Source organism: Nonomuraea sp. NPDC049152, assembly GCF_040648355.1.
Lineage (GTDB): Bacteria > Actinomycetota > Actinomycetes > Streptosporangiales > Streptosporangiaceae > Nonomuraea.
The window spans coordinates 18,741-30,131 of sequence record NZ_JBEZDO010000056.1 but is presented as its reverse complement, the minus strand read 5'-3'; the positions used below and the strand labels follow the sequence as shown (position 1 = coordinate 30,131).

The window sequence follows — 11,391 nt, the reverse complement described above, 5'->3', positions numbered from 1 at the left end:
CGGGCCAACTTCGACCTCCTCCGGGCTCGAGTCCTCCGCTACATCTGACGGAGCCACGCTCTGTCACTGAGATCATCAAAAGTGAGCCAGAGCCCATCTTCGCCGCGCTCAACATCTCTTGCGGGTTCCTTTCCCGGGTCCACGCCGACCGGCTCACCTCTCGCCCGAGAGTTCGACGGCAGCGGCCTCGCTGTCGGTGGCGAAGGCGCATCCAATGGCATCCTCGCCGCGCCTAGGCTGAACCCAACCTGATCTTGATCATGAGCTGTCGTAACGCCGTGGGTTCCATTGTCCGTTCCGGACGTAGCCTGCCAACGCAGATCCTGGCGAGCTAGGAAGCGGTAGGTTCACCCGATCGGAACGGGCTAGTTTTGTTCGGACTTACTTTGCCGTTCGGTGGGCGGCGGCGTGAAGCGCCGCAGTGTCCGGGGCGCGCCGGTTCCCCCGTGGTGATCGACGACAAACGAGGCCAGCAGCTTTCGGTTGAAGACAGCGGACTTCTTGCGCCCGGTCCCGTCGGTCAGCAGCAACTCCGAGGCCAACGACGCCGCGAACATGGCCAGCGCCAGCCACGGGCTCCATGCCACCAGGAGGCAGAATCCGACCTCTCTGGAGATCGCCCCGAGAGTCGACGCCCCAGACGCCCAGACCGGCGGCGACCAGAGCGCACAGGAACAACATGGCAAGCAGGTCCCGGAAGCGGCGGACGGCGAACGCGAGTTGTGGGACCGCCACCTGCGCCCCGTCCTGGCTGCCGCCCCCGCTATCGTGGTCGCCACGGGGGCATGGTCGACCACCTGGGGCAGTCCACCCACACCGCCGCCCGTCGACCAGGCCGCGCTCGCCGAGCAAGTCCCGCCACCGCCGCCGGCCACCCTGCCGACCACGTCCACGTCGACCAGCTCACCGTCGACCAGCTCGGCGCCTCCGAGCGCGACGCCCGCCCCGACTCCCCGCGCCAGCCGTACCAACGAGCACCAGGCCGTCAAAGCCGGGCACCGACGGGCCGACTCCTACGGCCCGCGACCGCGCCCATCGCCCCGCGCGGCGAAGTCGACCGCCAAGGCGCGGGCCAAACGGTCGACCGCCACCCCGCGCCGCGCCCAAGCCGACCACACGCCGAAGCGGACCTCACCCGCCGTCGCCAAGCTCAGTCGCTGGTGCGACCGGCTCTTCCCACCGAGCAGGCCCCGCACCGCGCTGCGCAACAAGATCTGCCACCGCATGTACGGCTGAATCCCGCCACCAAGATCAAAGTGATCTGGACCAAGATTGATGCCGGTAGCCAGCCAGCCAACGCACGTTGGCCGCCGTGACCGGATCGAGCGCGCCCACCAAGCGGTACTCCCAGCCGACCAGCTCGCACGCTTGTCTGGTGGCCTCGAACGCTTCCGCATCACGCGGCTTTCGCCGCTCTATCGGACGGCAGTCGACGACCACGCCGCAGCCGTCTTCGCGGCGAAGGAAGAAGTCCGGCGCGTGCGACCGGGACTTGCCGTTCTCACTCGCCCAGAACAGCCAGAACGGCTGCGAGGAACCGGACGTCTGTCGCAGATATACGACATACAGTGACATGCCCTCTTGGCGACGTCGGTAAAGACGCAGGTCGGGACCGGTTTCGACACCTGGGCAAGTGCCGGACCTCCAGGACGCGGCAGCCGGGCCGGAGCAGAGGGCCTGGCCGGACATGAGGACGATGACGAGCAGGGATGTGGTGGCACGGTGTGTTTCTGGCGTACTCCGGGTGTCCCCCTGCCACGGGTGCTCTTTCGCCCGATACTAGGCCTGGTTTGCGATTCTCCAGCTGCCGCGACGCAGCTGTGAGCAGCGGCGACCGCGCTACTCGCCGGGCTCGAATTGGTAGCCGGCCGACGGGGTGAAGGACGGGTCGGGTGTGCCGTGGGCCAGGGCGATCTGCATGTGCGGCTTGAGCACGATCGCGGCCGGGTCGCCGTCGACCTTCTTGCCGTTGACGTAGGCGGCCAGTGCCTTGCCGCCTCCGGTCTTGAGCGCGCCGATCTGGTCAGGTGTCAGGGCGACGCTCCACTGCTGGAACAGCTGGCCCAGGGTGTAGGTGTCGCCCTTCTTGTGTGCCTCGATGTGGATCACGCCGCGGGTGTCATGGGTATGCAGGGCCGTCATCTCTTCCGTCTGCGGGTCGATGCCGATGTCGGCGGCCACGGGAGTCTGCTTGCCGTCGACGAAGACGTCGAGGTGGGCGTGGTAGTGCTCGGCCATACCCATCGGCCCGATGCTCAGGCCCGCCGCCTTGATGCCGGGGTAGGGATCGGCCGGGGCAGGCCACGGCGGGAGCCCGCGGTCCGCAGGCCTCGTGGCCGCGGCTGTGGCCGCAGGCATGCTCTGCGTGTCCGGCGCGAGAGCGGAGCCGCCGCACCCTGCCAGGACGAGCGCCGCGGCGGCAGCCCCGATCACGGGGAGTAGCGCGTGGCGCCGCCGCCGCGGTGGCTGCTGGTGGGCTTCGGCCCGTGCCCGCTGGAACTGGTCAGCGTGTTGCACAGACATCAGGCGCCTCCCCGCCACGTACGCCTAAGCGTCTTAGTTACACCTAAGCATCTTAGGTCATAGGGGGTGCCGGTGGGCGCGGGGCCCTCATCAGCGCATGCGGCAGCAGTCCATGACGCTGGCCAGCAGGGCCGGAAGGGCCGCGACGACTATCGGTGCCGCCATCGCCGCCCGGGCCGACACGCCGATGGACAGGCTGGCGATCGCGCGCAGCGGTGGTGTGCGCGCCAGCAGCCGGCGCACTCGCTGCCCGGTGCGATGGGTGGCCGCCGCCAACACCGAGGCAGGCGTGTTCTGGTCGTCGGCCATCGTGAGCAGGGCATCGGCGACAGTCAGCCGGCCGGCCGCGTGGACGGCGGCATCGTCGGCCACAAGTTCGGCAAGCCGGGCGATCTCCTGCTCGGCCGTAGCGAACAGCGCGACGAACGGAAAGGCCCGCCGCATCCCCCGGGCGGTGGCAGTGAGCACATGATGGTGGCCGTGAAGATGCGCCCGTTCGTGGGCGAGCACCGCCGCCAGCCGCCGCCCGTCCAGGGCAGCCAGCGCGCGGGTGCTCAGCACGATCGGGCCGCCCCTGCCGGGCAGGCAATAGGCGATGGCCGCGTCGTGGTCCACCACCAGCACACCGAGCCGCTCTTCGCGGCGGGCCACCATGCGCAGCACGGCCAGGTGCCGGCGCCGCTCGCTCCAGGTGCGGAGCAGTTCCGCGCCGAGGCTGTAGATCAGCCGCGCCGTGATCGCGGCAGAGGCCAGCAGAGCGGCCGTGATGGTCAGTGCATCCTGCGGGCTGGCGTAGGAGTCGCGCAGCATCATCACGCACGCGTTCAGCGCTTGGGCCAGATCGGCGCCCCAAGCGCTGGCGGGCACCGCCACTGTCAGTCCGGCCAGCACCACCGCGGCGACCACCGCGATGCTGAGCGACTGCCAGGCCAAGATGCCCAGCCGCGGCGCCCTTTCCACCCACGAGGCCCGCTGTAGCGCCGCCGGTGCCACCGCGGCCAGCACGAGCGCGTATACAGTCAGCAGCACCGCGGCGGTCATGGCGCCTGCTCGCTGGACTTGGCGGCCGCCAGCGCGGCTCGCAACTCGTCGATCTCGGCCTGGTCCATCCGCTCGACGAAGCGTGCCAGCGCGGCGGCCCGGTCGGGGCTGGCCTGCAGGGCGCTGGCCATCAGGCCGGCTGTGTAATCTTCTCGGCTGGCCTTGGCCCAGTAGCGGTAGCCGCGCCCCTGAAGCTCGCGCTCCACCCAGTCCTTGCGGTACAGGATGTCCATCACCGTCTGCACGGTGGTGAAGGCCAACTCCCGGTCCGGTCGCAGCCGGTTCAGGACCTCGCGCACGGGCAACGGCCCGTCGGCCGCCCACAGCACGTCCATGATCGCGGCCTCCAGCTCACCGAATCTGCGCACCGCGCCTCTCCTTTACGACTTCAGATCCACCTTGCGCTGCGGGAACTCCTCGCGATCGATCTCGCCGGCCACGTAGCGGTGACGCAACTCCTGCTGCGCGGCGTCGACCGGCAGCTGCTGGTCGCCCTTGGCGTTGGTGGTCAAGGAGCGCACCAGCCACACCGTCGCGGCCGCCACCAGGGCGAGCACAGCCAACGTGGCCACGACCCACAAGAGCATGGCGGCGCCCATGTCGCACATCACGGCCACCCCCCGGTAGCTCGCTTAAACCCTTCCGCCTAAGCTCCATAGGCCAATCTATCCCTCCGGTTCCCGCCTCTCTGAGCCGTGGGGGTCGCGGTGGTACTGGCCGAAAATCGGGCGGATATAGAGGTCAGACCAAGTGCGCCGGAAAGAGCAGTGGCCTCCCTCTACCAGTCGGCGACGTGCGGGAAGACTTCCCGCACGTCGCCTGGAGCCCGGATCCCTCACTCATCCAGTGTCTTCTTGTAATCAAGCCATTACCTTGTGTGGCAATGGCGTGATCAGCGACCTCCCTCACAGGAGGACCCCATGCCCCGCACCACCGCCACCCTCGGCGCCGTGGCCGCCGCCGCCCTGCTCACCATGACCATCCCCGCCCGGCGCACGCGGGCCGGCAACATCATGATCATCGACGGCTACAACCAGACCGTGAAGGAATCGGACGGAGTCCCCGTCACCTGCCCGGCCAATCAGGTCCTGCTGGGCCGGGCGCACTCCGGTGACAAGAACGGCAACACTACGTACTACTGCGGCCTGATCTTCATCGACGTCCAGGTGAGCGCCCCGTACTGGAGCGATGCGGAGAGAGAAGGCAACTCGTCCTTCAACGCTCCCACCGGCCAGGCTCTGGTCGGCCGCCTCCACGCCGGCGACGACAACGGCCCCACGAAGTACGCCACTGCCTCGCTGACCGCGGGGGGCGAACCGTGAAACTCACCGACCACCTGTGGGCCGAGAGCCAGAGAGAGTAACAGTGTCCCTAGCTGACGGAGATCCTGGCGTAGCTGATACCGGGTCTGGCCGTTCTCGTCCCCGGAGTGCATGCGGCCAACCACGACCTGGCCGTATCACGCCTTCGAGTAGCCATGCACACGGGCGCACGGGCACTCGGGGCCCGGGAAACGGCTTATCGCATAGTGAGCGACTATCTGCGATGACGTGGGCGCCGTCCTGCGAGAACACCCCGCCCCGGCGCGGGTGACTCCCTCTGGCTCACCGCTGTCCAGGTCGCGCTTCGGACTCCGGTTGCTTGGGCGATTGCATCGCACACACGCGACAGACAAACGGCGGCCTCGCCCAGAGCCCGGCTGCCTAGCTAGATAACGCTGAAGAATCGCCGGTTGTTCGGCAGGTTTCGCTGATCCCCGCGGGCGAGCCCCCAGGTAGACACTGAACCCATGCGTATCGGAGTGGACACCGGCGGCACGTTCACCGACGTCGTCGCGGTCGACGAGCGAACCGGCGAGATCTTCACGACCAAGACGCCCTCGACGCCCGCCAATCCGGCCGACGGCTTCATGGCGGGCATCGAGAAGGTGGGCGGCGGGCCGGTCACCGGGCTCGTGCACGGCACGACCGTGGCGACCAACCAGCTGCTCGAGGACAGGATCGCCGACCTGGGCCTCGTGACGACCGAGGGGTTCGAGTTCATCCTGGAGATCGCCAGGCAGAGCGTGCCCGACGGCTACGGCAACTCCTACTTCTGGGTCAAGCCGCCCAGGATCGTCCCGGTGCACAGGGTGAAGACGGTCGGCGGGCGGCTGGATCACCTGGGCGAGGAGGTCAGGCCGTTCGACGAGGAGGGGGCGACGCTGGCCGCCCGCTGGTTCAGGGAGCAGGGGATCACCGCGATCGGCGTGTGCTTCCTGCACTCCTACGCCAACCCCGCGCACGAGCTGCGCATGCGGGAGGTGCTCGAAAGGGAGCATCCCGAGGCGGTCGTGTCGCTGTCGAGCGACGTGCTGCGCGAGTACAGGGAGTACGAGCGGTCGGTCACCACGCTGGTCGACGCCGCCGTCAAGCCGACGATGCGGCGCTACATCGCCAACCTGTCCGAACGGCTCGGTCTGCCGTTCTCGGTGATGAAGTCGAACGGGGGCGTCCTGAGCGCCGCCGAGGTGGTGCACCAGCCGATCACCACCGTCCTGTCGGGGCCGGCCGCGGGCGCGCTGGGCGCGGCGCTGATCGCCTCCACCGCGGGGCAGCCGTCGGTGATCACGCTGGACGGCGGCGGCACCTCGACCGACGTCGCGGTGGTCGTGGAGGGCGAGCCCTCGCTGACCACCGAGGGGTCGATCGGGCGCTACCCGTGCAAGATCCCCATGATCGACATCGTGACCGTGGGCGCGGGCGGCGGCTCCATCGCGTGGATCTCGCCCGAGGGAACGCTGAAGGTGGGCCCCAAGTCCGCGGGCGCCGACCCCGGGCCGCTCTGTTACGGCAAGGGCGGCGGCGACGTCACGGTCACCGACGCGCACGTCTTCCTCGGCCGGATCCCCCCGCACCTGCTCGGCGGGGAGATCCCGCTGGAGCGCGAGGCCGCGAGGCAGGGCATCGAGGCGCTGGCGGGCAAGCTCGGTCTCACCCCCGAACGCACCGCGACGGGCATCCTGGAGATCAGCGCGTTCAACCAGTGCAACGCGATCCGTCAGATCACCGTCAAGCGCGGACTCGACGTGCGCGACTTCCCGCTCGTGACGTTCGGCGGGTCGGGACCGCTGCTGGCCTGCCGGCTCATCGACATCCTCGGCATGCCCGCGGTGATCGTGCCGCCCGACCCCGGCAACGTCTCGGCGTTCGGGCTGCTCACCGTGGACGTCAAGAACGACTACGTCCGCACCTACGTCACCAGGGAGCCCTCCGCCGACGTGCTGGCCGACGTCTTCGCCGAACTTGAGGAGCAGGCGGTGCGGGCGCTCGACAGGGAGGGCTTCACCTCGCCCGTCTGCCAGCGCAGCGCCGACCTGCGCTACTACGGCCAGGCCTACGAGGTACGCGTCCCCGCGCCCCCTGGGCCACCGGACGGCGAGTGGCAGGCCGAGGTGGTCGCCCGCTTCCACGAGGCGCACGAGAAGCTCTACGGGTACGGCTACCGCGACGATCCCCGCCACGCCGTCGAGTGGGTCAACCTGCGTGTGTCCGGCATCGGACCCATCACCCGCCCCTCGATCCCGGTGCGGCCCGCGCGCTCGGAGCCCCCCGCCGAGCCCGGCGCCCGCCCCGTCTCCTTCGAGGACGACGGCTGGGCGTCGTGCCCCATCCACCCGCGCGCCACGCTGTTCGCGGGCGACGTGATCACCGGCCCGGCCGTCATCGAGGAGTACGGCTCGACGCTGCCGCTCCACCCCGGCTTCACCGCCGAGTGCGACGCCCACGGCAACCTGATCGTCCGCAAGGAAGGGACCGCCCAGTGACCGTCGACCCGATCCTCGTCGAGATCGTCGAGGGCACCCTCGCCTCCGTGGAGATGGAGGTCGAGACCGCGATCGCGCGCACCGCCCGCTCCCCGATGATCCGCGACGCCCACGACTTCCGCGCCGGCATCCACGACGTCAGGCTGCGCAAGCTGACGGGGCGCTCCTACTCGGCGCTCGTCCAGCCGATCGTCCGCGACTTCCCCGTCGAGACCATGAACCCCGGCGACGTCTTCTTCCACAACGACGTCTACCTCTCCGAGGGCGGCATCGGCCACCTGCCCGACCTCTGCGTCACCGTCCCCGTCTTCCACGACGGCGAGGTGGTCGCCTTCGTGCAGGCCTTCGGCCACCACGACGACATCGGCGGCGCCGTACCGGGGAGCATGCCCTCCCACGCGCGCTCGGTCTTCGAGGAGGGGCTGATGGTCCCGCCGATCAGGCTGTGGGACCGCGGCGTCCCCAACGAGGCCGCGCTGCGGATCATGACCCGCAACTCCCGCATGCCCGACTCGCTCGCCGGCGACCTCGACGCCGAGTGCTCGGCCTGCCTGATGGGCGCGCGCAGGCTGGGCGAGCTGTTCGACAGGTACGGCAGAGCGGCCGTCGAGCAGTGCTTCGACGCGATCATCGACAACACGACGCAGACGTTCCGCAGGGAGTTGCTGTCGAAGATCCCGCTCGGCACCTACGTCTGGGAGGACTACGCCGAGCACGACGGCGTCGACGAGCCGCGCCTGCACACCCAGCGGATCACGCTCACCAGGCTCGAGGACCGCCTGGTGATCGACTTCACCGGCACCTCGCCGCAGGCCAAGGGCCCGATCAACCACGCGGGCGACTACGCCGACGGAGTGTTCCTGAAGAAGTGGCTGGCGCCGATCCTGCGCAACCTGGCCGACACGCCCGCGCGGATGGCCGAGCTGGACGTCAACGAGGGGGTCGTCCCGCTCATCGAGATGAGGTTCCCCGACAAGGGGACGCTGCTCACGCCGATCTTCCCTGCGCCCACGAACGCCAGGACGTTCGTCATCCTGCGTCTGCTGGGGGTGCTGGCAGGGGTGCTGGCCAAGGCGACGGGCGGCCGGATGCCCGCCGACCAGGAGACGATCAGGTACACCGGCGTGTACGGCGACGACGCGGACGGCATGCCGTACCTGATGAGAGAGGTGCTGGGCGGCGGCTCGGGCGGCCGGTGGTACGCCGACGGGGAGGACACGATCCACGTCGTGCCCGACTCGCGCAACATCCCGGTGGAGTTCGCCGAGGCGCGCTGGCCGTTCAGGGTGGAGCGGCTCGGGCTCGCGGTGGACTCGGGCGGGCCCGGGCTGTTCAGGGGCGGGCTGGGCTACGACAAGCACATCAGGATGCTGCGCGACGCCTCCTACATGTCGATCGCGGACCGGTCGATCCTGTCGTGCTGGGGGGTCAACGGAGGGCTGGCGGGGCGGCCCTTCACGGTGTCGGTGGCGGGGGAGGAGATGGAGGGGCTGGTCGACGACCATCCCGTACGGGCGGGCGAGATCATCCGCATTCGCACCACGGGGGGAGGCGGGTGGGGCTCCCCCTACGACCGCGACCCGCTGACGGTGGCGGCCGACGTCCGCGACGGCAAGGTGTCGGTGAAGGGGGCACGGGAGAACTACGGCGTGGTCCTGTCGGACGGCGTGGTGGACGACCGGGCGACGTCGGACCTGCGCGCCAGGCTGAAGGCCGAACCGGCCCGCTTCTTCGACCGGGGTCCCGGCTACCCCACCCTGGCGAACGGCCGAACCCACGCGGAAGTGGACGAACCCTAACCGGCGGAGCGTCGACGCGGCAGACCCCCGAAAGACCTCAGCCGGTGACCTGGAGCGCGGCCGCGCTGGTGGGTGGTGGGCTGGGTTCTTCGGGCGGCGCAGGCTTGGGCCGGTCGCAGGAGACGCTCGTTTCCCCTCCCCCGACAGGCGTCAGCCGGTGATCACGGGGGTGGTCGTGCGGGTGGGAGGCCCGGAGTGGCGAAGCGTGGGGTGTCATGATGGCGCACATTCCCGATATGGAGGACGCTGTGCGTATTGCCTTGGCCGGGTTGGCCACCAGTCACCCCTACACCGACGCCCGTACCCTGGCCCGTCACGCCGAGCTCGTCGTGTGGGAGCAGGACCCCGACAGGCTGCGACGCTTCACCGACGAGCATCCCGGGGCCAAGGTGGCGGCAAGCCTGTCCGACCTGCTGGAAAGCGCCCCCGACGGCGTCGTGCTCACCGTGCCGAACCCGCAGGCCCCGAAGGCGCTGGAAGCCGTACTGGAGACCGGCGCGCCCGTGTTCATGAACAAGCCGGCCGCCGCCACCCGCGCGCAGCTCGACGCGCTCGACCGGTTGGAGATCACCGACAGGGTGCTGTCCAGCTCGGTGCTCCGCTTCGCCCCCGCCTTCACCGCCGCCAGGGTCGAGCCCGAGGCCGTGCTCTCCGTGCGCGCCACCGTCAGGCACGACGTCGGCATCTGGGCGACCGGTTACAACCCGTGGCAGGACACCCCCGGCGAAGGCGGCGGCACCATGGTCACGATGGGCATCCACGGCGTCGAGCTGCTCGTCGCCCTGCTCGGCCCCCACGTACGGCTGGCCGGCGCGGCGGGCGCCATCAGGCACTACGACGGCCTGCGCTCGGAGGACACGGGTGTCATGGCGCTGCGTTGGGACAGCGGCGTCACGGGGACCGTGGAGATCATCGGCGTCTCGGAGTCCGAGGCGTACACGGTGACCGTGCACACCCGCGAAGGCTCGGCGGACATCGTCATCGAGGGCGGCGACGACGTCCTGAAGGGCCTCGGCTACGAGGGCACCGTCGAGGCCTTCCTCGCGATGGTCGGCGGCGCGCCGAGCCCCGTTCCGTGGGCCCAGACCAGGGCCATCCTCGAGGTTCTCGTCTCGGCTCGCGAGGCCGTACCGGCCTGACAAGCCTTCCCCCCATTGACAGGGAAAGACTCGCGAAGTTACGGTCTGGACCGTAAATGAGAGGAGTTCGGGGTGCGGACGGTAGTGGAGCTCGAGGAGCGACTCGCGCGGCCCAGCGAAGGACTTGTCGCTGACCTGGCCAGACTAGACGGCGACATCATGATCCTTGGCGCGGGAGGGAAACTCGGCCCCAGCCTGGTCAGGCTGGCGCTCAACGCCACCAAGGGCGACAGGCGGATCGTGGCCGTGTCCAGGTTCTCCGAGCCGGGACTGGCCGACGTGCTCACGCAGGAGGGCGCCACGGTCGTGAGCGCCGACGTGGCCGACGAGCGGGCGCTGCGCGAGCTGCCCGACGTGGAGAACGTGGTGTTCCTCGTCGGCGCCAAGTTCGGCACGCAGGGCGCCGAGCACGCCACCTGGTTCACCAACTCCTATCTGCCGGGCCGGGTCGCCGACCGGTTCAGGGGCAGCAGGATCGCGGCGCTGTCGACCGGCAACGTCTACCCGCTGGTCCCTGTGACCAGCGGCGGCGCCACCGAGGAGACGCCCGCGGACCCCGTGGGCGAGTACGCGATGAGCTGCCTCGGCAGGGAGCGGGTGATGTCGCACTTCAGCGAGAAGTACGGCACCCGCCTGTCCCTCATCCGGCTCAACTACGCCGTCGAGATGCGTTACGGCGTGCTCGTCGACCTGGCGCAGAAGGTGCACGCGGGGGAGCCCGTCGACGTGTCCACCGGCATGGCCAACATCGTGTGGCAGGGCTACGCCAACGAGGTCACGCTGCGCTCGCTGCTGCACGCGGCCGCGCCGCCGTTCGTCCTCAACCTGACGGGACCCGAGCTGATCTCGGTACGGCAGGCCGCGCTCGACCTCGGCAGGGCGCTGGGCAAGGAGCCCGCGTTCGTCGGCGAGGAGGCGCCCACCGCGCTGCTGTCCAACGCCGCCAAGTGCCACCGGCTGTTCGGCTACCCCGAGCTCACGCCCGCCGAGCTGGTCGAGCTCACGGCCGCGTGGATCGCCGACGGCGGCCCGCTGCTCGGCAAGCCGACGAAGTTCGAGCGCCGCGACGGCCGGTTCTGACCAG

At 69.8% G+C, this 11,391-nt stretch carries 11 protein-coding genes; 6 read left to right on the top strand and 5 right to left on the bottom strand.

From position 1 onward, the window contains the following. Positions 1-483: 483 nt before the first annotated feature. Complete coding sequence (locus tag AB0B45_RS49570; RefSeq protein ID WP_358145739.1) at positions 484-1,236, top strand: hypothetical protein; 753 nt, start codon at positions 484-486, stop codon at positions 1,234-1,236. A 15-nt stretch (positions 1,237-1,251) separates the two neighbouring features. Here the strand turns inward: AB0B45_RS49570 and AB0B45_RS49565 are convergent, their stop codons facing one another. From AB0B45_RS49565 to AB0B45_RS49545, 5 genes are all read right to left on the bottom strand, one after another. Then, on the bottom strand, positions 1,252-1,575 hold the full coding sequence (locus AB0B45_RS49565) for a TnsA-like heteromeric transposase endonuclease subunit (protein ID WP_358145737.1): 324 nt from the start codon (positions 1,573-1,575) through the stop codon (positions 1,252-1,254). 264 nt (positions 1,576-1,839) lie between these two features. Continuing rightward, positions 1,840-2,523: a hypothetical protein gene (locus AB0B45_RS49560; protein ID WP_358145734.1), complete on the bottom strand. Its 684-nt coding sequence runs from the start codon at positions 2,521-2,523 to the stop codon at positions 1,840-1,842. Positions 2,524-2,613: 90 nt separating this feature from the next. Further along, positions 2,614-3,564: a M56 family metallopeptidase gene (locus AB0B45_RS49555; protein WP_358145732.1), complete on the bottom strand. Its 951-nt coding sequence runs from the start codon at positions 3,562-3,564 to the stop codon at positions 2,614-2,616. Then, on the bottom strand, positions 3,561-3,932 hold the full coding sequence (locus tag AB0B45_RS49550) for a BlaI/MecI/CopY family transcriptional regulator (RefSeq protein ID WP_358145730.1): 372 nt from the start codon (positions 3,930-3,932) through the stop codon (positions 3,561-3,563). Before AB0B45_RS49550 ends, AB0B45_RS49555 begins: the two co-directional genes overlap by 4 nt. 12 nt (positions 3,933-3,944) lie before the next feature. Beyond that, entirely contained in the window at positions 3,945-4,172 is a 228-nt protein-coding gene (locus AB0B45_RS49545) for an SHOCT domain-containing protein (protein ID WP_358145729.1), read from the bottom strand. Between the two features lie 312 nt (positions 4,173-4,484). On the opposite strand from AB0B45_RS49545, the gene AB0B45_RS49540 reads away from it, so the two are divergent. The 5 genes from AB0B45_RS49540 to AB0B45_RS49520 all read left to right on the top strand — a co-directional run bounded on the left by AB0B45_RS49540 (position 4,485) and on the right by AB0B45_RS49520 (position 11,387). Beyond that, entirely contained in the window at positions 4,485-4,886 is a 402-nt protein-coding gene (locus AB0B45_RS49540) for a hypothetical protein (protein ID WP_358145727.1), read from the top strand. A gap of 467 nt (positions 4,887-5,353) precedes the next feature. Then, positions 5,354-7,369, top strand: a complete 2,016-nt coding sequence (locus AB0B45_RS49535) for a hydantoinase/oxoprolinase family protein (protein ID WP_358145725.1) — start codon at positions 5,354-5,356, stop codon at positions 7,367-7,369. Further along, positions 7,366-9,168 carry a hydantoinase B/oxoprolinase family protein gene (locus AB0B45_RS49530; protein WP_358145723.1) on the top strand — a complete coding sequence of 601 codons (1,803 nt, stop codon included), beginning with the start codon at positions 7,366-7,368 and terminating at the stop codon, positions 9,166-9,168. The genes AB0B45_RS49535 and AB0B45_RS49530 overlap by 4 nt, the downstream gene beginning before the upstream one ends. Before the next feature lie 248 nt (positions 9,169-9,416). Beyond that, positions 9,417-10,307, top strand: a complete 891-nt coding sequence (locus AB0B45_RS49525) for a Gfo/Idh/MocA family oxidoreductase (RefSeq protein ID WP_358145721.1) — start codon at positions 9,417-9,419, stop codon at positions 10,305-10,307. A 72-nt stretch (positions 10,308-10,379) separates the two neighbouring features. Then, positions 10,380-11,387, top strand: a complete 1,008-nt coding sequence (locus tag AB0B45_RS49520; RefSeq protein ID WP_358145719.1) for an NAD-dependent epimerase/dehydratase family protein — start codon at positions 10,380-10,382, stop codon at positions 11,385-11,387. The last annotated feature ends 4 nt before the right edge of the window (positions 11,388-11,391 follow it).

Coding starts and splice junctions, on each gene's coding strand:
- AB0B45_RS49565 (WP_358145737.1), bottom strand. CDS start 1,575: ATGTCACTGTATGTCGTATATCTGCGACAGACGTCCGGTTCCTCGCAG.
- AB0B45_RS49560 (WP_358145734.1), bottom strand. CDS start 2,523: ATGTCTGTGCAACACGCTGACCAGTTCCAGCGGGCACGGGCCGAAGCC.
- AB0B45_RS49555 (WP_358145732.1), bottom strand. CDS start 3,564: ATGACCGCCGCGGTGCTGCTGACTGTATACGCGCTCGTGCTGGCCGCG.
- AB0B45_RS49545 (WP_358145729.1), bottom strand. CDS start 4,172: ATGTGCGACATGGGCGCCGCCATGCTCTTGTGGGTCGTGGCCACGTTG.
- AB0B45_RS49540 (WP_358145727.1), top strand. CDS start 4,485: ATGCCCCGCACCACCGCCACCCTCGGCGCCGTGGCCGCCGCCGCCCTG.
- AB0B45_RS49535 (WP_358145725.1), top strand. CDS start 5,354: ATGCGTATCGGAGTGGACACCGGCGGCACGTTCACCGACGTCGTCGCG.